Annotated in this window: 19 protein-coding genes; 11 read left to right on the plus strand and 8 right to left on the minus strand. The window is 62.0% G+C overall.

What is annotated here, in order from left to right:
- Nucleotides 1-77: 77 nt before the first annotated feature.
- The 3 genes from glpK to glpD all read right to left on the minus strand — a co-directional run bounded on the left by glpK (nucleotide 78) and on the right by glpD (nucleotide 4,079).
- Nucleotides 78-1,586, minus strand: a complete 1,509-nt coding sequence (gene glpK, locus R5R73_RS00600; protein ID WP_322528476.1) for a glycerol kinase GlpK — start codon at nucleotides 1,584-1,586, stop codon at nucleotides 78-80.
- A gap of 47 nt (nucleotides 1,587-1,633) precedes the next feature.
- Nucleotides 1,634-2,362, minus strand: coding sequence for an MIP/aquaporin family protein (locus R5R73_RS00605; protein WP_110651273.1), 729 nt, complete (start codon nucleotides 2,360-2,362; stop codon nucleotides 1,634-1,636).
- 196 nt (nucleotides 2,363-2,558) lie between these two features.
- Nucleotides 2,559-4,079 carry a glycerol-3-phosphate dehydrogenase gene (glpD, locus tag R5R73_RS00610; RefSeq protein WP_322528477.1) on the minus strand — a complete coding sequence of 507 codons (1,521 nt, stop codon included), beginning with the start codon at nucleotides 4,077-4,079 and terminating at the stop codon, nucleotides 2,559-2,561.
- 479 nt (nucleotides 4,080-4,558) lie between these two features.
- Between glpD and R5R73_RS00615 the strand changes: the two genes are divergently transcribed.
- The gene (locus R5R73_RS00615) at nucleotides 4,559-4,771 is read left to right on the plus strand and encodes a HigA family addiction module antitoxin (RefSeq protein WP_416221206.1); all 213 of its coding nucleotides are present in this window, start codon (nucleotides 4,559-4,561) and stop codon (nucleotides 4,769-4,771) included.
- A gap of 114 nt (nucleotides 4,772-4,885) precedes the next feature.
- On the opposite strand, the gene R5R73_RS00620 is transcribed toward R5R73_RS00615, so the two are convergent.
- The 3 genes from R5R73_RS00620 to R5R73_RS00630 all read right to left on the minus strand — a co-directional run bounded on the left by R5R73_RS00620 (nucleotide 4,886) and on the right by R5R73_RS00630 (nucleotide 6,638).
- Nucleotides 4,886-5,896 carry an Ldh family oxidoreductase gene (locus R5R73_RS00620; protein ID WP_322528478.1) on the minus strand — a complete coding sequence of 337 codons (1,011 nt, stop codon included), beginning with the start codon at nucleotides 5,894-5,896 and terminating at the stop codon, nucleotides 4,886-4,888.
- Nucleotides 5,897-6,072: 176 nt separating this feature from the next.
- Nucleotides 6,073-6,267: a hypothetical protein gene (locus tag R5R73_RS00625; RefSeq protein WP_322528479.1), complete on the minus strand. Its 195-nt coding sequence runs from the start codon at nucleotides 6,265-6,267 to the stop codon at nucleotides 6,073-6,075.
- Nucleotides 6,264-6,638: a DUF488 domain-containing protein gene (locus R5R73_RS00630; RefSeq protein ID WP_322528480.1), complete on the minus strand. Its 375-nt coding sequence runs from the start codon at nucleotides 6,636-6,638 to the stop codon at nucleotides 6,264-6,266. The genes R5R73_RS00625 and R5R73_RS00630 overlap by 4 nt, the downstream gene beginning before the upstream one ends.
- A 98-nt stretch (nucleotides 6,639-6,736) precedes the next feature.
- Between R5R73_RS00630 and R5R73_RS00635 the strand changes: the two genes are divergently transcribed.
- The 7 genes from R5R73_RS00635 (at nucleotide 6,737) to R5R73_RS00665 (ending at nucleotide 14,143) form a co-directional block, all read left to right on the plus strand.
- Nucleotides 6,737-7,618 (plus strand): glycine betaine ABC transporter substrate-binding protein, encoded by an 882-nt coding sequence (locus R5R73_RS00635; RefSeq protein WP_322528481.1) that lies wholly within the window; start codon nucleotides 6,737-6,739, stop codon nucleotides 7,616-7,618.
- Between the two features lie 224 nt (nucleotides 7,619-7,842).
- Entirely contained in the window at nucleotides 7,843-9,429 is a 1,587-nt protein-coding gene (locus R5R73_RS00640; protein WP_083387401.1) for an ABC transporter substrate-binding protein, read from the plus strand.
- Nucleotides 9,430-9,504: 75 nt separating this feature from the next.
- Nucleotides 9,505-10,509: an ABC transporter permease subunit gene (locus R5R73_RS00645; RefSeq protein WP_071232343.1), complete on the plus strand. Its 1,005-nt coding sequence runs from the start codon at nucleotides 9,505-9,507 to the stop codon at nucleotides 10,507-10,509.
- A 12-nt stretch (nucleotides 10,510-10,521) separates the two neighbouring features.
- Complete coding sequence (locus R5R73_RS00650; RefSeq protein ID WP_110636022.1) at nucleotides 10,522-11,421, plus strand: ABC transporter permease subunit; 900 nt, start codon at nucleotides 10,522-10,524, stop codon at nucleotides 11,419-11,421.
- Between the two features lie 16 nt (nucleotides 11,422-11,437).
- A complete protein-coding gene (locus R5R73_RS00655; RefSeq protein ID WP_071232341.1) occupies nucleotides 11,438-12,478 on the plus strand; it encodes an ABC transporter ATP-binding protein in 1,041 nt (346 codons plus the stop codon).
- Nucleotides 12,475-13,479, plus strand: a complete 1,005-nt coding sequence (locus R5R73_RS00660; RefSeq protein WP_071232340.1) for a dipeptide ABC transporter ATP-binding protein — start codon at nucleotides 12,475-12,477, stop codon at nucleotides 13,477-13,479. Before R5R73_RS00655 ends, R5R73_RS00660 begins: the two co-directional genes overlap by 4 nt.
- Before the next feature lie 217 nt (nucleotides 13,480-13,696).
- Complete coding sequence (locus R5R73_RS00665) at nucleotides 13,697-14,143, plus strand: universal stress protein (RefSeq protein ID WP_322528482.1); 447 nt, start codon at nucleotides 13,697-13,699, stop codon at nucleotides 14,141-14,143.
- A gap of 34 nt (nucleotides 14,144-14,177) precedes the next feature.
- Here R5R73_RS00665 and R5R73_RS00670 read toward each other — a convergent pair whose 3' ends face one another.
- Nucleotides 14,178-14,897, minus strand: a complete 720-nt coding sequence (locus tag R5R73_RS00670) for a GntR family transcriptional regulator (RefSeq protein WP_322528483.1) — start codon at nucleotides 14,895-14,897, stop codon at nucleotides 14,178-14,180.
- Nucleotides 14,898-15,106: 209 nt separating this feature from the next.
- On the opposite strand from R5R73_RS00670, the gene R5R73_RS00675 reads away from it, so the two are divergent.
- Both R5R73_RS00675 and R5R73_RS00680 read left to right on the plus strand, forming a co-directional pair.
- Nucleotides 15,107-15,940, plus strand: a complete 834-nt coding sequence (locus tag R5R73_RS00675; RefSeq protein WP_322528484.1) for an amidohydrolase family protein — start codon at nucleotides 15,107-15,109, stop codon at nucleotides 15,938-15,940.
- A gap of 90 nt (nucleotides 15,941-16,030) precedes the next feature.
- Nucleotides 16,031-17,332, plus strand: coding sequence for an SLC13 family permease (locus R5R73_RS00680; protein WP_322528485.1), 1,302 nt, complete (start codon nucleotides 16,031-16,033; stop codon nucleotides 17,330-17,332).
- A 177-nt stretch (nucleotides 17,333-17,509) separates the two neighbouring features.
- On the opposite strand, the gene R5R73_RS00685 is transcribed toward R5R73_RS00680, so the two are convergent.
- Nucleotides 17,510-18,994, minus strand: coding sequence for an amidase (locus tag R5R73_RS00685; RefSeq protein ID WP_322528486.1), 1,485 nt, complete (start codon nucleotides 18,992-18,994; stop codon nucleotides 17,510-17,512).
- A gap of 326 nt (nucleotides 18,995-19,320) precedes the next feature.
- Between R5R73_RS00685 and kdgD the strand changes: the two genes are divergently transcribed.
- Nucleotides 19,321-20,238: a 5-dehydro-4-deoxyglucarate dehydratase gene (gene kdgD / locus R5R73_RS00690; protein ID WP_322528487.1), complete on the plus strand. Its 918-nt coding sequence runs from the start codon at nucleotides 19,321-19,323 to the stop codon at nucleotides 20,236-20,238.
- Nucleotides 20,239-20,246 lie beyond the last annotated feature (8 nt).

Below are 20,246 nucleotides of genomic sequence, written 5' to 3' on the forward strand. Positions count from 1 at the left end.
ATGGGGATCGGGCCAGCTCTCTTGCTAACGATGCGTTGAACAGCATCGCCAAGCGGTCTCGCTGGGCGCGACAGTTGCTACGAGGCGACCTGAAAGGCCATGGTGGCCTGTACGGCTCGCTTCCAGCCGTCATACAGTTCATTGCGCCTGTCGTCGCTCATGTGGGGTTCGAAGCGGCGTTCGATCGCCCATTGCTCGGCGATCTGCTCGCGCGACTCCCAGAATCCGAGGGCGAGACCGGCAAGGTAGGCGGCGCCCAGCGCCGTCGTTTCGTTGATTTCGCTACGCAGCACGTCGACGTTGAGAATATCCGCCTGGAACTGAGCCAGGAAGTTGTTGGCGATGGCGCCACCGTCGGTGCGCAATTCGGTCAGATCGATTCCCGAATCGGACTGCATTGCCTTGAGGACGTCCGCCGTCTGATAGGCCATGGACTCGATGGCGGCGCGGATGAACTGCTCCTTGCTGGTACCCCGCGACAGGCCGAATATCGCGCCGCGCACGTTCGAATTCCAGTAGGGCGCGCCGAGACCGGTGAAGGCCGGCACCAGGTAGACGCCGTCGTTGCTGCCGGCGCGCTCGGCATAGGCTTCGGAGTCCGAGGCCTTGCCCAGCATGCGCAGCCCGTCGCGCAGCCACTGCACCACCGAGCCGGCGACGAAAATGGCCCCTTCCAGGGCGTATTCGACCTCGCCATCGATCTCCCATGCGATGGTCGTCAGCAGTCCGTTTTCCGATTTCGTGGCCTCACTGCCGGTGTTCATCAGCGTGAAGCAGCCGGTGCCATAGGTGTTCTTGGCCATGCCGGGCTTGAAGCAGGCCTGGCCGAACAGGGCGGCTTGCTGGTCGCCAGCAATACCCGCGATCGGCAGCTCATTGCCGAAGAAGTATTTCGGCAGCACGTTGCCATAGACTTCGCTGGAGGATTTGACCTCGGGCAGCATCGATTCCGGCACGCCGAACAGCTCGAGCAGCTCCGGATCCCACCGGCGTTCACGGATGTTGAACATCAGTGTGCGCGAGGCGTTGGTCACGTCGGTGACGTGTTCGGCGCCGCCGGTCAGGTTCCAGATCAGCCAGGAATCCATGGTGCCGAACAGCAGGTCGCCTTTTTCGGCCTTCTCCTTGACGCCGTCGACGTTGTCGAAGATCCACTTGACCTTGGTGCCTGAAAAATAGGCGTCGATCACCAGGCCGGTCTTGTCGCGGATCATGTCGGCGTGGCCCGCTTCGCGCAGCTGGTCACAGATCTCGGCCGAATGCCGCGATTGCCAGACGATGGCGTTGTAGACCGGCTGGCCGGTGTGCTTGTCCCAGATCACCGTGGTCTCACGCTGATTGGTAATGCCGATGCCGGCAATTTCCGAGACGTCGACCTGGGTGTTGTTGATCACCTCGGTCAGCGTTGTCAGCACGCTGGTCATGATGTCGCGCGGGTTGTGTTCCACCCAGCCCGGTCGCGGGAAGATCTGTTCGAACTCGCGCTGGGCAACGCCTGCAATCTGCCCATTGTGATCGAACAGCATGGCGCGGGAACTGGTCGTACCCTGGTCGATCGCGAGTACGTATTTCTTTTCGTCGCTCATGGCGGTTGCTCCTCGTATTCGTTGCGGAAATCGATCAGTCAGACGGGTTAATAGATGTAGGCTACAAGCGCAGCCAGCGTGCTACCGATGACGGGGCCGACCACGGGAACCCAGGCATAGCGCCAGTCGTTAGGGCCCTTGTTCTTGATCGGCAGTACGGCATGGGCAATGCGGGGGCCGAGGTCACGCGCTGGGTTGATGGCGTAGCCTGTCGGCCCACCCAGCGAGGCCCCGATCGAGACCACCAGCAGTGCGACCGCCAATGGCCCGAGGCCGGATGGCGTGTTACCGAACATGATGATCACGAAGGTCAGTACAAAGGTGCCGACGATCTCGCTGACCAGATTCCAGCCGTAGGATCGGATGGTCGGTGCCGTGGAAAACGTAGCCAGTTTGATGGAGCTATCTTCGGTGTCATCGTACTGTTTTTTATAGGCGAGGTAGCAAACGACCGCCCCGAGAAAGCCGCCGACGAACTCAGCCACAAAGTACGTGACAGTCGTGACGACATTGATCGGAATACCATCGGCGTACTCCTGAGCCGGACCGATAAGTAAACTGAGAGTCACCGCTGGGTTGAGATGCGCACCGGTATCGTAGGCAACGTAGACCCCGCAGAACACGGCAAGCCCCCAGCCGAAGAAGATCACGATGCCATCGCTGCCGTTGCCGTTCGTCCTGTTCAGCAGGACGTTGGCCACGACGCCGCAACCCAGTAGCGTCAGGAACGCCGTTCCGGCGATCTCGTGAACCAGTATCGTTTCTACAATTCCCATGAATACTCCTTAATGTCATGAGTGTCGTGGCTGGGTAAGGCCGGACTTGCATGCCCAGCAAGGTGAATGCCGATAAAAATGATGGGCTGGCGTGCCATGTTTTCCTCCTTCGTGTTGCGCCTCTCGTATCGATGGCAGTTGGATTGATGCCGTCATTCGCGACGGCGGCGTTCGCTTATGGGGTCCGGGAGCGTACCTAGATTTCCGGCTCGGCCTTGGTGGGCCCGTCGGAAGAGCGAGCGAGGTAGTCGGCAAGCCGTTGGCATTGATCATCGTCGAGCCGTAACCCGAGCTTGGATCGCCGCCAGAGGATATCTTCGGCAGTTCGTGCCCACTCGTGATCGCGCAGGTAATCGACTTCGGCGGCATACAGGTCGGCGCCAAAATGCTCGCCCAGATCTTCCAGGCTTTTTGCACCCTCCACGATGTCGCGCACGCGGGTCCCGTAGTTGAAGACCAGGCGGTTGGCCATGCCCAGGGGAATGAAGGGGTGACTGGCCTGTAGCGACTCGAACAGATGCTGGGGTTTCGCTTCTTCTCCGCCGGGGAGCGGGTGGCCCTTGCCGGTCCAGGCTTTTCCCTGGTTGCCGAGCTCGGGGGCCAGTTGATCGACGGCATCCTCGGCCAGCCGCCGATAGGTGGTCAGCTTGCCGCCGAAGACGTTGAGCAGGACGGCGCCGCCGGAGGTATCGAGCTGGATGCGGTAATCGCGGGTGATTTCACTGGCGTTGTCCTCGCGATCGTCGAGCAGGGGGCGCACGCCGGAGTAGCTCCAGACGACGTCGTCGGGACCGATCGACTGCTCGAAATAGCGATTGGCGGATTCGCAGAGATAGCGGACCTCGTCTTCCTCGATCGCCACTCTGCCCGGTGCGCCCTCATGCTCGACGTCGGTCGTTCCGATCAGCGTGAAATCACGCTCGTAGGGGATGGCGAACACGATGCGGCCATCGGGCTGCTGGAAGATGTAGGCGTAGTCGTGGTCGAACAGCCGGTTGACCACGATATGGCTGCCCTTGATCAGGCGCAGCGAATACGGATGCTTCTGCGAAGCGACCTCGTCGAGGAAACGTACGGCCCAGGGCCCGGCCGCATTGGCCAGCCCGCGCGAGTGAACCGCGATTGTCTCGCCGTCCATCGTCTTTAGAGTGACTTGCCAACCGTCGGCGTTGCGCACTGCCGTTTCCGCGCGGGTACGCGTCATGATACGGGCGCCACGGTCGGCCGCGTCCATGCAGTTGAGCACCACCAGCCGAGCATCCTGAACCCAGGCATCCGAGTAGGCGAAGCCCCTGGCGAACTCGGGCTTCAGTGGCGTCCCGGCCGGGTGATCGGCGAATTTGATCCCTTGCGAGCCCGCCAGCGTCTGGCGTCCACCCAGATGGTCGTACAGGAAAAGCCCGGTTCGGATCATCCAGGCCGGCCGCAGATGTTTCTGATGAGGCAGGACGAAACGCATCGGCCAGATGATGTGCGGCGCAGCCTTGAGCAGTACCTCGCGCTCGGAAAGTGCCTTGGCCACGAGCTTGAACTCGTACTGCTCCAGGTAACGCAGGCCTCCGTGGATCAGCTTGGTCGAAGCCGAAGACGTATGGCTGGCAAGATCATCCGCCTCGACCAGCAGCACCGAAAGGCCGCGACCCGCGGCGTCACGCGCGATACCCGCGCCGTTGATACCGCCGCCGATGACAATCAGATCGTAGCTTTCGTTGGCCATGTTCGGATCTGCTCGCTAATGTTCGAATTGACTCATTGTGGCTCGCTATCGAACATTTTTAATTAATCAAAAAGTATTAGATGCTGGACGAGTCGTATGTCTGTTGTGGATTGCGAGAGCGGTAACTGCCTGATGAATCAATAGTCTAGAGCGACTTTATCCATTCGTTTACGAGATTTTCATCAATGAAAATTTCTTGGGTCAGAAGTTTTTATCCGAATTTCATGAGCTTGAATCGTGTAGAGACAAGTGTCAGAGGGAGGGGCTGGTGGCGTCATCATGACGACTCGCGATAGGCCTGCCTGGGGCGGGGTGGAAGCGCGGATGCGGAGAGGAGAGGGCTTTCGAAATCGAACATTGGGTCTGCGTTCGAGACCGTAATACTCAGGGAGGTACAGGAGGTAAACGATGACCGAAGAGCGACCCCCAATATCCATCCTGGCGAGATTCTGCTGGAGGATGTCATCGAGCCGTTGGGTTTGACCAACAATGCCTTGGCCATTGGTGTGCCGGCGACCCGTATCGGCGAAATCACGCGCGGGGCGCGGGCGATCACGGCAGACACGGATTTGCGCCTGTCGATCTACTTCGGTACCAGCCCGGGCTATTGGCTGCGGCTACAGAATTCCTATGATCTGGATGAGGCCAGACGCCACGGTCACTACGAGGGGATTCGCCCTCGGGTGGCTTGATCGAGCCAGGTAACCAGAAGGGCGGCGCCAATGTCGCCCTCGGCACGAACCGCCGTATCCGCTTCTCTCCGCCTAACTTGCAGCTGAATCCCTCTCATGTCGCTGTCTCATATTTCACGCCAGCTTCTGCAGTTCTTCATACAGCGCCAAGGGAATCTTCACGCCATTGACGCGGCTGCGTTCCCGCGCTTCATAACGACGCTGCGAGGGCAGCCGGGCGCCCTGGTCGAGGATGCGCTCGAACAGCACTTCCGCGTGGGCGAGATGCGCGTCGGCACGTTCGCCCAAGAAGGTGGCGGGGGAGAGGGCGATGATGATCTCGCCGTGGTAGGGCTTGCCGGTGCCTTGATCGTTGGCGGGCTGGGTCTCGTGGCTGAGCACGTCACCGATCAAGGGGCCGGCGAGCAGTTCGATCATGGTCGAGAGCGCGGAGCCCTTGTGGCCGCCGAAGGGGAGCATGGCGCCTTCGAGCGCGGCTGCCGGATCGGTGGCCGCGTTGCCCTGGTCGTCCAGTGCCCAGCCTTCGGGGATCGAGTCGCCGGCGCGTTTGTGCAGTTCGATCTCGCCACGGGCGACGACGCTGGTGGCAAAATCGAAGGTATAAGGATGCTTGCCCGGTCGCGGCCAGGAAAATGCGATGGGGTTGGTTCCCAGCAGCGGGCGATTGCCGCCCGTGGGGGCGACGAAGGCATGGGTCGGGTTCATCGCCAGGCCGACCAGCCCCATCTCGGCGAGTGTTTCGACCTCGGGCCAGAGCGCGGAGAAGTGAAAGCAGTTGTTGATTGCGAGCGCGGCGATGCCGTTACGTTCGGCCTTCTCCTTGAGGTGCGACTTGCCTCGTTCGAAAGAGAGCAGCGAGTTGCCCCGATGCGCATCGATCCTCACGATGCTGGGTGCCTGATCGATGATCTCCGGCTCGACCTGGGTATCGACGCCGCCTTTTCTGGCGGTTTCCACGCAACTGATGAGGCGATAAAGGCCGTGGGAATGGCATTCGTCACGTTGCGCCGCGATCACACTGCGCGTGATTGCGCCGGCGTGGGCATCGCTGAATCCGGCATTGCCGAGGATGCGCAGGCTCAGCGCTTCGGCGTCTCGAAGCGAAAGGGTAATGTCTTGTTCCATGATCGGGCTCTTCGGCGGGTGCATCAGACATTGGCATGCAAAGACGCCAGACAGTGAGTCGGCTCTTTGTCATACAAGCAGGAAGCCAGCATAAACGTCTGAAACGTCAGCGCCTGTTAGACGAAAGTGATAGTTCGTCGAGCGTGATGCCCCGAATGGTGTCGTCGAACGTCGAGCTAGGTCGGATCCTGATGCGATCCCGGCACCGCCAGCGCGTTCAGATCGAGCATCTGGATCGCGCTGATTGCGGCCTCGATGGCGCCTTCCTGGCACAAGCCGGACAGGGCGGCACTTTCATAGCCAGACAGTGCGGCCTCGATGCAGGCTTTTTGGACTTTCGTGGCGAGCTGCAGCGCTTCCGTCTCGTTCATCGCTTCTTCTCCAATCGTCCATCGCGCATTTGCAGGTACTCCCTGAGCACCACGGCATGATTGCATTCGACGTCTTTCGCAGCGAACAGCAGCGTCAGCTGCTGCTGGCGGGCGATCTCACATAGCTCGTCGAGAGCGGTGGTGTCGGCCTCGGCGAGTTCCGCGAGATACGCCTTTCGAAACGCTTGCCAGCGTTCCCGGTCATGGCCGAACCACTGGCGTAGTGCCTTGCTGGGTGCGAGCGGCTTGTACCACGCGTCGATCCTGGCATCTCGTTTGGCGATGCCACGCGGCCACATGCCATCGATCAGAACTCGATAGCCGTCGTTCTGGGCGGCGGCGTCGTAAATCCGTTTGAGCTGAATCTTCATGAATGCTCCCCGAGGATTGGCGGTAGCAATCTTCGCCAATATCCGGATACTTATAACGCTGTGTTTTTGTTTCTAACAACAAGCAGGGATAAAAAATTATGAAAAAGGCTTTTGTGGTTCCAGCCGCTGCCGCTCTTTTCGCCGTCGGCTCGACCGCCTCGGCTGTGGCTCCTGCCCAGGAGAAGCCGCTGGTCATCGGCACCAACAACTGGGCCGAGAACGTTGCCGTCGCCAACCTCTGGAAGCTGGTGCTGGATGACCAGGGGTATGACGTCGAGCTATCGGATGTCGGCAAGAGTGCCTTGTTTGCGGGATTGGCGAATGGTGATTTCGATCTATCGCTGGAGCTGTGGCTGCCTTATACCGACAAGGCGTTTCTCGAGCCGTACAAGGATACGCTCGAGGTACACGACGCCTGGTATGACAGGACCGGGCTGGGCCTGGTGGTGCCGAGCTATGTCGACATCGATTCCATTCCGGAACTGGCGAAGCGTGCCGACGAGTTCGAATACCAGGGCAGCCCGACGATTCTGGGGATCGACCCGGGCTCGGCGATCGCCGGGATGACCGACGACGCTATCGAAACCTACGATCTGCCACTGAACCAGGTGAACAGCTCCGAACCGGCGATGATGTCCGCGCTCGACCGCGCCTACAAGAGTGAAGAGCCGATCGTGGTAACGCTGTGGAATCCGCACTGGGCCTTCGCGGACTACGATCTGAAGTATCTCGAGGATCCCGAGAAGGTCTATGGCGACGGTGACACGATCTACTGGTTCTCCCGCGAGGGCTTTTCGGGAGACGATCCGTGGCTGACGGCGGTGCTCGACGCCTGGCACATGAGCGATGAAAGTCTCGGCGAGCTGATGTCGGAGATCGAGTCTCAGGACGATCCGGTGGCGGGCGCACGGACCTGGCTCGAGGAAAACCGCGATCAGGTCGACGAATGGCTGGCGGCCGGCGAGCAGATTCAACCGTAGCGATAGCGGCGATCGCGTCTTGTCCTGCGTGGCTGGCCGCTTCTATTAAACGGAACGGTCAGTCAGTGCAACCACTGCGGGTCACGCTATTGGACAATTGATTAAACGCTGCTTCACGCTCTAGTCTGTGCCGATTACCGGATACCTGACAGACCGGTAACACAATGACAATCGGCCACAAGCCGATATCACAATAACAGCGTGCGCTGTGCAGGAGATTGACAATGAAGAAGACGCTGCTTGCGGCTGGCATCGCCGCCATGATGCTGGGCGCGACCCCGGTCATGGCCAAGACGCTGGTCTACTGCTCCGAAGGCTCTCCGGAAGGCTTCGATCCCTCGCTCTACACTGCGGGGACCACCTTCGACGCGTCGAGCAAGACGGTCTACAACCGTCTGGTCCAGTTCAAGCCGGGTACCACCGAAGTCGAACCGGCCATCGCCAAGAGCTGGGAAATCTCCGACGACGGCCTGGAAGTGACCTTCCATCTGCGCGATGACGTCAAGTTCCAGACCACCGACTTCTTCACGCCGAGTCGAAAACTCAACGCCGACGACGTCATCTGGACGTTCGAGCGTCAGATGGACGAGAACAACCCGTATTACAAGCTCGCCAACGGCAGCTTCGAGTACTTCAATTCGATGTCGATGGGCGAGTTGATCAAGTCGATCGAGAAGGTCGACGATCATACCGTGAAGTTCGTGCTCACCAAGCCCAACGCGCCATTCGTCGCCAATCTGGCAATGGACTTCGCTTCGATCCACTCCAAGGAGTACGAGCAGCAGTTGCTCGACGAGGGCAAGCCGGAGCTGGCCAACCAGCAGCCGATCGGCACCGGTCCGTTCCAGTTCGTCAACTACCGTGAAGATGCGGCCATTCGCTATCAGGCGAACCCGGACTACTTCCGCGGCAAGCAGCCGATCGACAACCTGGTCTTCGCCATCACTTCCGATGCCCAGGTTCGCTACCAGAAGCTGATGGCGGGCGAGTGTCATGTGATGCCGTTCCCGAATCCGTCCGATGTCGAAGAGATGAAGCAGAACGACGACATCAACGTACTCCAGGAAGCGGGTCTGAACGTGGCCTACTTGGCCTACAACACCCAGCAGGCGCCATTCGACAAGCCGGAAGTGCGCAAGGCACTCAACATGGCGATCAACAAGCAGGCGATCATCGACGCGGTGTTCCAGGGCGCTGGCGAAGTCGCCAAGAACCCGATCCCGCCGACCATGTGGGGCTACAACGACGACATCCAGGATGATCAGTACGATCCCGAGAAAGCCAAGCAGATGCTGGCCGATGCGGGCGTCGAGAACCTGAAGATGAACATCTGGGCGATGCCGGTTCAGCGTCCGTACATGCCGAATGCGCGGCGTACCGCCGAGCTGATGCAGTCGGATCTGGCCAAGGTCGGTGTCGATGCGGAGATCGTCACCTACGAGTGGGGCGAGTATCTGAAGCGTTCTTCGGATACCAAGCGCGAGGGCGCGGTCATTCTGGGCTGGACCGGCGACAACGGCGATCCGGACAACTTCATGGGCGTGCTGCTCGGCTGTGATGGTGTCGGCGGTGCCAACCGTTCGCAGTGGTGCCACCAGCCGTTCGACGAGCTGATCCAGAAAGCGCGCACGCTGAGCGATCAGGGCGAGCGCGCCAAGCTCTACGAGCAGGCGCAGGAGATCTTCAAGGAGCAGGCACCGTGGGACACCCTGGCCCACTCCACGGTCTTCATGCCGATCCGCAAGGAAGTGACCGGCTACAAGATCGATCCGCTCGGCGGCCACAGCTTCGAAGGCGTCGACATCAAGTGATTCTCTCCTAGCGAGGACACGGGGCGGCTCTGAAGCCGCCCCGTCTCTTATCGCGCGACTAGCTAGTACTCCAAAATGTTCAAATTCTTTCTGGTCAAGCTGGCGCAGCTGGTCCCGACGTTCATTGGCGTCACCATCGTTGCGTTCGCTTTCATTCGCCTGTTGCCGGGCGACCCGATTCTGCTGATGGCGGGCGAGCGCGGCATTTCTGCCGAGCGCTATGCCGAGCTCAAGGCGCAAATGGGCTTCGACCGCTCCTTGGTGGCCCAATATTTCGATTTCCTGAAGGGGTTGCTGCACGGCGATCTCGGTAATTCCCTGGTGACCCACTCGCCGGTGATGGATGAGTTCATGAGCCGCTTTCCGGCCACGCTGGAACTCTCGCTGTTCGCCTTGGCGTTCGCTGTCATCATTGGCTTGCCGGCCGGCGTGCTGGCGGCGGTCAAGCGTGGCAAGACGCTCGACCATACCGTCATGGGTGTCAGTCTGACGGGCTACTCGATGCCGATCTTCTGGTGGGGCCTGCTGCTGATCATGCTGTTCTCGAGCACCCTGGGCTGGACGCCGGTTTCCGGACGCATCTCGTTTCTGTATTTCATCGACTCCGTCACCGGCTTCATGACCATCGATAGCCTGATCGCCGGCGACTGGGGCGCGTTTCTCTCCGCGCTGCATCACCTGGTCCTGCCTGCGATCGTGCTGGGCACGATCCCGCTGGCGGTCATCGCCCGTCAGACGCGCTCCTCGATGCTCGAAGTGCTGGGCGAGGACTACGTTCGCACCGCGCGCGCCAAGGGGCTGTCGAACTTCCGCGTGATCATGGTGCATACGCTGCGCAACGCGCTGATCTCGGTGGTGACGGTGATCGGCCTTCAGGTCGGCCTGCTGCTGGCGGGGGCGATTCTGACCGAGACGATCTTCTCCTGGCCGGGCATCGGCAAGTGGATGATCGATGCGATCTCGCGGCGCGACTATCCTTCGGTGCAGGGTGGTCTGGTGCTGATCGCGTTCATCGTGATGATCGTCAATCTGCTGGTTGATATCGCCTATGGCGTCATCAATCCACGCATTCGCCATTAAGGGGGCATGACAATGGCTGCAATTTCCACCCCCGCCGCACCCGGGACGTTCCGCTACCAGCTGGCCTCCTTCTGGAGCGATTTCAGCGCCAGTCGCGGTGCGCTGGTCGGCCTGATCTTCATCGTTCTCATTCTGCTGGTCGCGCTGTTCGCGCCCTGGGTCGCCCCGCACGACCCGGCGATGCAGGACCGTTCGGCGCTGCTAGTGCCGCCGGTCTGGCATGCCGAAGGAAGCTGGGACTATCTCCTCGGTACGGATGCCGTGGGTCGCGACATTCTTTCCCGTCTGATCTACGGGGCGCGCTATTCGCTCTCGATCAGCGCCATGGTGGTCATCATCTCGATGGGCGCCGGGATCTTCCTCGGCCTGCTGGCCGGGTACTTCCGCGGCTGGATCGAGACCGTGATCACCCGCGTGATGGACGTGGTGCTGGCATTCCCCAGCCTGCTGCTGGCGCTGGGCCTGGTCGCCATTCTCAGTCCCGGCCTGACCAGTGCCATGATCGCCATCGCCATGGTGCAGCTGCCCTATTTCGTGCGCCTGACGCGGGCCGCGGTGATCGGCGAGAAGAATCGCGAGTACGTCATCGCCAGCCGGCTTTCCGGCGCCGGGCACCTGCGGCTGATGTTCAACACGCTGCTGCCCAACTGCATGGCGCCGCTGATCGTGCAGGCGACGCTCTCTTTCTCCACCGCGATTCTCGATATCGCCGCGCTGGGTTTTCTCGGCATGGGCGTCCAGCCGCCGACGCCGGAGTGGGGCGCGATGCTGGCCAATGCGCGCGAGTTCATGGGCAGCGCCTACTGGGCGGTCACGTTCCCGGGGCTGATCATTCTGCTCACGGTATTGATGATCAATCTGATGGGTGACGGCTTGCGCGATGCGCTCGATCCCAAAATGAAGCGTTCATGACGCAGGAGGCTCTTTCATGGCATTACTAGATATCGAAGGGCTCAGCGTTCGCTTCCAGACGAGCAGTGGCCTGTTCGCGGCCGTGGAGGGCGTCAATATCAACGTCGACCGCGGCGAGGTGTGGTCGATCGTGGGCGAGTCCGGTTCGGGCAAGTCCGTGTCGATGCTCGCCACCATGGGCCTGCTGCCGTGGACGGCACAGGTCACCGCCGACAAGATGGCCTTCGACGGCCAGGATCTGCAGCAGTTGAGCTCGCGCCAGCGCCGGCGCATCGTCGGCGGCGAGATGTCGATGATCTTTCAGGAGCCGATGAGCAGCCTCAATCCCTGCTTCACCGTCGGCACCCAGATCGACGAGATGATCAAGCAGCACCTGGGCGGATCGCGCAAGGAGCGCCACGAGCGGGCGCTGGATCTGCTGGCGCAGGTGGGGATTCCCGACCCGGCGCGTCGGATCAAGGCGTATCCGCATCAGCTCTCCGGCGGCATGAGCCAGCGGGTGATGATCGCCATGGCGATCTCCTGCAACCCGCGCCTGCTGATCGCCGACGAGCCGACCACGGCGCTCGACGTCACCATCCAGGCTCAGATTCTCGAGCTGCTGCTGCGGTTGCAGGAAGACACCGGCATGGCGCTGATCCTGATCACCCATGACATGGGCGTGGTCGCGGAGACGGCCAAGCATGTGGTGGTGCAGTACGCCGGCCGCCAGGTCGAGAAGCAGGACGTGAAGTCGCTGTTCGCCAATCCGCGTCATCCCTACACCGAGGCGCTGCTGTCGGCGCTGCCGGAGCGCGCCGGCGATCAGGATCGCCTGCCGACCATTCCCGGCGTCGTGCCCGGTCAGCATGATCGCCCGACGGGTTGCCTGTTCAACCCGCGCTGCCGCTATGCCACCGAGCACTGCCGCGAGGTCGAGCCGGTGGCGGCGCCGGACGATCCGGCCCGTACGTTGTGTCACTATCCCCTGGAAGATGGGATCTCGCCGTCGCCGGCTGCGGCGGGCGTGGCGCGAGACAACCCGCAATCCAGCCCGCATAGAGAGGTGCGCCCATGAGCCGCGATGCCGTATTGAGCGCCGTCAATCTGACCCGTCACTATCAGATCAAGGGTGGGCCGTTCTCCAAGCCGGCGACGGTGAAAGCGCTCAACGAAGCCACTTTCGAACTCTATCCCGGCCAGACGCTGGCCGTGGTCGGCGAGTCCGGCTGCGGCAAGTCGACCCTGGCCCGGGTGCTGACGATGATCGAGCCGCCCACCAGCGGCAAGCTGACGATCAGCGGGCACGAGGTATCGTTGAAGGAGGGGCAGCGCCCGCCGGCCGCGCTGCGCCGCGAGGTGCAGATCATCTTCCAGAACCCGTATGGCTCGCTCAACCCGCGCAAGACCGTGGCGACCATGCTGGAGGAGCCGCTCAAGCTCAACCGTAAGGAGATGAGCGCCGCCGAGCGACGCCAGGCGGCGCTGGACATGATCGCCAAGGTCGGGCTGCGCCCGGAACACGCCGATCGCTATCCGCACATGTTCTCCGGCGGGCAGCGTCAGCGCATCGCCATTGCGCGCGCCCTGATGCTCAACCCGAAGATTCTGGTGCTGGACGAGCCGGTCTCGGCGCTGGATCTGTCGATCCAGGCGCAGGTGCTCAACCTGCTGGCGGATCTGCAGGACGAGTTCGGGCTGGCCTACGTGTTCATCTCGCACGATCTGTCGGTGGTGCGCCGCATCGCCGACGACGTGATCGTGATGTACTTCGGCCAGCCGGTGGAAACCGGGCCGGCGGAGGAGGTCTTCACCACGCCGCGCCACCCCTACACCCAGGCGCTGTTTTCGGCCACACCGGTGGCGGATCCCAACCGCCGACGCGAGCGCGTCCACCTCAAGGGCGAGCCGCCGTCGCCGCTGGCGCCGCCGCCGGGCTGCCCGTTCGCCCCGCGCTGCCATCTGGCGACCGAAGCCTGCACCCAGGCCGATCCGCCGCTGGATAGCGTCAACGACCGGGTCAAGGTCGCCTGCATCCATGTCGACCAGGCGGTCGCCAAGTACGCCCGGGCGGGTTGAACCGAAAGCCTCCCGCCCAATGCGAGCGCCGATTGCTGCAAGACAGTCGGCGCTCGGCCCTCATCCTGCCACTCTCGATGTCGCCTCCTGGCGTGCATTGTCTACGCTGTAGTCAGGTTCGCTACCCGGTATCGCAACGCGCCGGGTAGTCGAATCGCGTCGATTACCTACCCAGGCAGTCATCACGCCAAGTCAGTCACACCAGGAGGTGGCGATCATGACTCAGCAGATACTGGTACCCATCGATGGTTCGGTCAGCGCGCGTCAGGCGCTGGCGCATGCGTGTCTCGTCCAGCGTGCGACCCAGGCCAGAATCCACCTGTTGCACGTGCCTGAGGTACCGGTTGCCAAGGATGCGCTCGGCGCCAAGGTGGGAGCCGCGCCAGCCGACTACACGCCGGAGAAGGGGCGGCTGGCGGGGGAGCGGCTGCTCGAGGAAGCCTGGCAGGCGATAGCCGGCGGTTCGTACGAGGTGACCTATCACATCGTGGAAGGGCGGCCGGTCGAGACCATCGTGCGGCAGGCGACCGAACTCGGGGTCGACATGATCATCATGGGCAGCCGCGGCCTGAGCAATCTGAAAAGCCTGGCTGTCGGCAGCGTGTCGCACAAGGTAGCGCATCTTGCTCCTTGTGCGGTGCTGACGCTGCACGTACCCGGCTAGATGCCGAATGGGCGGTTTTCCGCGAGGCCATCGGTCAGGAGATGTCGACCTGATAACGGAAGGTGTTCGCGGCGCCGCGTGAACGCCGATATTCCAGCGGCGTGCGGTCGTAGCCGAACGCCAGTCGTTCGATCATGACGACCGGCTGGCCGGTGCCGATACCGAGAACCCCGGCGAGGGTCGCGTCGGCCGTCTCGACGGTCAGGGTTTCTCGTGCCGAACCGATCAGTTGCCCGCACTGGGTCTCGTAGAACGGATAGAGCAGATTACCGAAATCGTCGGGATCGATCTGCATCAGGGCTTCGAATCGGCTGGCCGGCAGCCAGATTTCTTCGTGATAGACCGTCGTCCCGTCGAGTTCACGCACTCTCTCCAGTCGAATCACGTTCTCCGACGAAGCCAGTGCCAGCGCATCCGCCACGTAGGACGGCGGTGATGTGAGTTCCCGGGCCAGGATTCGGCCATTGGGAATTCGGCGCTCGCCCCTGGCATCCACCTGGCGGAAGAAACGGAACAGCGAACTCTCGAAGTTGGGGCGCAGGACAAAGGTACCGCGCCCCTGGCTGCGCTTCATCAGCCCATCCTGGACCAGTGTGTCCACGGCCTTTCTCAGCGTGCCGACGGCGACACCGTAGTGCCTGGTCAGCTCGGCTTCGGTCGGAATCGCGCCGCCCGGTGCCCATTCGCCAGCGGCGATCTTGGCCAGCATGTCGTCGCGCAGGCGCTGGTAGAGCGGCAGGCGTTCGTCGGTCATGGAGCCTGTTCCCTTCATGAATGTTCCCTCCACGATGTTCCAGACAAATGTATCACCTTTGTTTTCATCTTTAGTCGTAACCCGGAAGAATGCGTCCGATGCGGTGTATGCTTGCGCTCGTCGCTATTCAACTATATGAATAGATCTTTCGTTGGGGTCGAACGTTACGTTCGCCGTCACGTGTTCATGTCATTCACCAAGGGCCACTCATGACGCAACTCGCTTCCGTCGCGCTGACCGGCGTCGATACGCATGCGCATATCTTTCACCAGGGGCTGGCGCTGGCCGGCAATCGCCGCTACAGCCCGGATTATGACGCGACCGTCGAGCAGTATCTGGCGCATCTCGATCATTGCGGCCTTTCTCATGGCGTGCTGGTGCAGCCGAGCTTTCTGGGTACCGACAATCAACATCTGGTCGATGCCCTGCGTCGTTTTCCGCAGCGTCTGCGTGGCACGGCAGTGGTGGCGCGTGACGTGACCGAGGAGACGCTGGACGAACTGGCCGAGGCGGGTGTGGTCGGCATTCGGCTCAACCTGATCGGGCAGCCGCTGGAAGACTATCGTAGCGCGTCCTGGTGGACGTTGTTCGCCAAGGTGGCACGGCGCGGCTGGTCGGTGGAGATCCAGCGGGGCATGGAAGATCTGGGCGAGATCCTGCCGCAGATTCTGCAATCCGGCGTGGCGGTGGTGATCGACCATTTCGGCTTGCCCGACGGCGAGATCGATCCGACCGATTCGGATCACCGGGCGCTGCTGTCGCTGCTGCCGAGCGAGGCGGTCTGGGTCAAGTTGTCGGCGACCTATCGCAGCCGCTCGACGCTGGCTCAGGCTCGGCGCTCGATCGATCGTCTGCTCGATGCCTATGGCCATGACGATCGGCTGGTGTGGGGAAGCGACTGGCCGCACACGCGGTTCGAAGCCCAGACCGACTACGACGCCCAGTTTTCGCTGATGGAAACGCTGCTGCCGGACGCCGCCGAACGCCGGAAGGTGCTGATCGATAACCCGGCCAGGCTGTTCGGGATCGACCGGGCTGTCTGAAGGTCAGTCGGCCAGGTTTCGTCGAGTAAGGGATCCTCGAAAGGGATCGATTGAAAACCCATAAAGACAAGCGCTACGGGGAACAACGTCATGATGAGTCTTCTGGTGGTGGGAGCGATCGTCGTTTCCATCGTTCTGGGATATCGCACCAGGATCAATATCGGTCTGTTCGCGATTGCCTTCGCCTATCTGATCGGCTGCTTCGGGTTGGGCTTGAGCCCCAAGGAAGTGGTCGTCATGTGGCCGCTGAAGATCTTCTTCATCATTTTTTCGGTGTGCCTGTTCTACAGCTTCGCGATCGTCAACGGCACGCTGGAGAAGCTGGCCGAGCATCTGATGTATCGCTGTCGGCACTTTCCGCACCTGCTGCCCTTTGCCATCTTCCTGGCGGCGGTGGTGATCTCCGCACTGGGGGCCGGCTATTACACCGTGCTGGCGTTCATGGCGCCGATCACGCTGCTGCTGTGTGAGCGCACCCGGCTCAACCTGATCGTCGGCGCCATGGCGGTCAACTACGGCGCATTGGCGGGTGCCAACTTCGTCTCCAGCCAGAGCGGCATCATCTTCCGCACGCTGATGACCAATTCCGGCATTTCCGACGACCAGGCGTTCATCAACAGCTTCGGCATCTTTGCCAGCACCATGATCGTGCCGATCGTCGTTCTCGCTGGCCTGATCCTGTTCAGCCGCAAGCGGGGCGCGGCGATGGTATCGCTGGCGCACATCGAGCGCCCCGGCCCGCTCGATCGCGACCAGCGCGCCACCCTGATCCTGACCCTGCTGATGATGGCTACCGTGCTGTTGCCGCCGATCGCCAGCCTGATGCTGCCCGACAATGGCGTCGTCGCACTCATCGATTCCAAGGTGGATATCGGCCTGATCGCCAGCGTGTTCTCGGTCATCGCGCTGCTGATGAAGCTGGGCGACGAGCGCAAGGCGATCGCTTCGCTGCCGTGGAGCACGATCATCATGATCTGCGGTGTCGGCATGCTGATCTCGGTGGCGATCGAGGCCGGCACCATCGATCTGCTCGGCTCCTGGATCGGCACCAACATTCCGCCAGTCCTGATCCCCGTGGCGTTCGGCATCGCTGCCGCATTCATGTCGCTGTTCGCGAGCACGCTGGGGGTGGTCACGCCGGCACTGTTCCCGCTGGTGCCGTCGCTGGCCGGTACGCTCTCGATCGATCCGATGATCATCTTCATCGCTATCGTCGTCGGCGCGCAGGCCACCTCGATCTCGCCGTTCTCTTCCGGGGGCAGCCTGATCCTCGGCTCCTGCCCGACGGACGAAGCGCGCTCGGGCCTGCTGCCCAAGCTGCTGTTCCGTGCCGCACCGCTCGGCTTCATCGCCGCGCTGGTATTCAACCTGCTGTTGGCGTTCGTGTTCTAGCAAACCGGCGTTGGCTCGGCGGGCCGCCCGGGTATCGACGCCGTTTGGATGCATCGAAGCAGTGGGATCGAAGATGTTGGAATGAGTCGAAGACGTCCGAATGAAAGAAAAGAAGACGTTCGAATGAAAGGATAGAGGCGACGGAATCCCGTCGCCTCTTTTTTTGCCCGTGACCGGCTATTCGCCCAGCGTCGGCGGCAATCTCGCCAGATCGCCACTGGCCGCCTCGAAGGCGCGCGCCAGTTGTAGCACGCCCCAGTCGTCCCGGGGCCGGCCGATCAGTTGAAAGCCCATCGGCAGGCCGGCGTCGTTGAGTCCGGCCGGCAGGCTGATCGTCGGAGCGCCGAGCATCGAGGCGGGAATCACGACTTCCATCCAGCGGTGATAGGTATCCATCGTGCGCCCGGCGATCTCGCGCGGCCAGTGCGTCTCCACATCGAACGGAAAGACCTGGGCGCTGGGCATGGCCAGGTAGTCGAAGCGCTCGAACAGCGCGCTCCAGGCTCGGTAGGCATCGCCACGCTGGACGTTGGCCACGTGGATATCCTGCGCCGAGAGCGCCAGACCGCGTTCGACCTCCCACTGCGCTTCCGGCTTCAAGTGCTCTCGGGTGGCGGGGGCGACGTAGAGCGCCCCCAGGTTGCCGGCGACGGCCCAGTGGCGCAGCGTCGTCCAGCTCTCCCACAGCATCTCGGCGTCGAAGGGCAGATCGATCGCTTCCACCTCGCAGCCCAGCGGGGCGAAGCGGTCCAGCGCCGCTCTGCATTGCGAGAGCACGCCCGCTTCCATCGCCAGATGCCCCCGCCAGTCGCCGAGCCAGCCGATCCGCAACCCGTGAACGTCGCGGTCGAGAGCGCCGGAGACGCTGCTGCCGTCGGGAATCAGCGGCTCCCCCAGCGAGAGCGGGACGCGTGGATCGAAGCCGGACTGCGTGTCGAGCAGGCGGGCCACGTCTTCGACGGTTCGCCCCATCGGGCCGTTGGTGGCGAGCTGTTGACCGAACGGGTCGGCGACGAGACCGGGCACGCGGCCGAACGAAGGGCGAAAGCCGATCACGTGATTGAAGGCGGCGGGGTTTCGCAACGAGCCCATCATGTCGCTGCCGTCGGCGACCGGCAGCATCCGCATGGCGAGCGCTGCCGCCGCGCCACCGCTGGAGCCGCCGGCGGTGCGCGAAGGATCGAAGGCGTTGCGAGTGGCGCCGAATACCGGGTTGTAGGATTGCGAGCCCAGGCCGAATTCCGGCGTATTGGTCTTGCCGATGAAGATCGCGCCGGCTGCACGCATGCGCTCGCTCATCAGGCTGTCCTGCTGGGCGATCTGGCCGGAGAACAGTGGCGAACCCTGGGTCGTCGGGAAGCCTTGGGCGTCGGAGAGATCCTTGATCGCCTGCGGGAAGCCATGCATCCAGCCGCACGACTGCCCCGCAGCGAGTTCGCGATCGGCGAGCTCGGCCTCGGCGAGCAACGGGGCGCGCTCGCGGCGGGAGATGATGGCGTTGACGATAGGGTTCACGGCGTCGATATGATCGAGGTAGGCGGTCATGACCTCGCGACAGGAGACCGATCGATCATGGATGTGCCGCGATAGCCTGGTCGCGTCCCAGGTGACGATCTCGTTCAGCGGCGGTCGGACAGGCGTGCGGTCGGAAGCGTTAGACATCGGCAAAGATCCCGGCAAAAGAGGGTGTCGATCAGCATACCGCAGTGGCGTGGCTGGCACGCCACTGCGGCTTTTCGGGCTCGTCTGCATTCAGGCTCGGCCCCTGGAAGCTGCCGGAAACTCACCCAGCAGACGGGCGTCATCTAGAGGCTCGTGGCTGTAGGGCGGTTGCCACACGAATGCTGCTAAGGTCTAACGGCGCTACCAGTATGATGTATGACAACATTGCAATTAGAATATTGTCCTCTTTCTGTTTGCCCGGTTAGATCAAGCGGTCGAACGATTGCATGGCAGATTGACGTTAATCCACGATGAGGGGAAGCTAGGTGAATTTTTCCAAACAAGCGGTCGTTGCCTCTATCACTGACGGTTTGCTGTCGTTTCCGGTGACTGATTTCGATGCCAACGGCAAGTTCGATGTCGAAAGCTACCGTCGCCGCCTGCTGTGGCTGAAGGAGTATGAAGTTTCCGCCCTTTTCGTGGCTGGCGGCACTGGCGAATTCTTCAACATCACCATCGATGAATACCGCGAAATCGTCAAAGTCGCCGTGGAAACCATCGGTGGGCATGTGCCGGTCATCGCCAGCGCCGGCCAGAGTGCCGAACTCGCCAAGGCGCACGCCAAGGCCGCCCAAGAAGCGGGCGCCGATGGCATTCTGCTGATGCCGCCGTACCTGACCGAGTGCCCGGAATCCGGCATCGTCGAGTACGCCGCCAGCGTCTGCGATTCCACCGACCTCAACGTGATCTACTACAACCGTGCCAACGGCTATCTCACCGTCAATGCCGTTCAGGCATTGGCCGATCGCTGCCCGAACTTGGTCGGCCTGAAAGACGGCAAGGGCGACATGCAGGCGCTCAACATCATCATCAAGACGCTGGGCGATCGCCTCGCCTACGTTGGTGGCGTGCCGACGGCCGAGATCATTGCCGAAGCCTATCTGGCCATTGGCGTCAGCACCTATTCTTCCGCGGTGTTCAACTTCGTGCCGGACATGGCCGTGAAGTTCTACAAGGAGCTGCGCAAGGGCAACAGCGAGTTCGTGCGTCAGGCGACTCGCGAGTTCTTCATTCCGTTCGTCACTATGCGCGATACCCAGAAAGGCTATGCCGTCAGTCTGATCAAGGCCGGTGCCGACCTGGTCGGTTATCCGGGTGGCGACGTGCGTGCGCCGCTGACCATGCCCAACGAGAAAGAGCGGGCCACGCTCAAGCAGTTGATCGAAAAAGCCAACGCGCTCTGAGCCGATTG

Source organism: Salinicola sp. LHM, assembly GCF_034479735.1.
Classification (GTDB): Bacteria; Pseudomonadota; Gammaproteobacteria; order Pseudomonadales; family Halomonadaceae; genus Salinicola; species Salinicola salarius.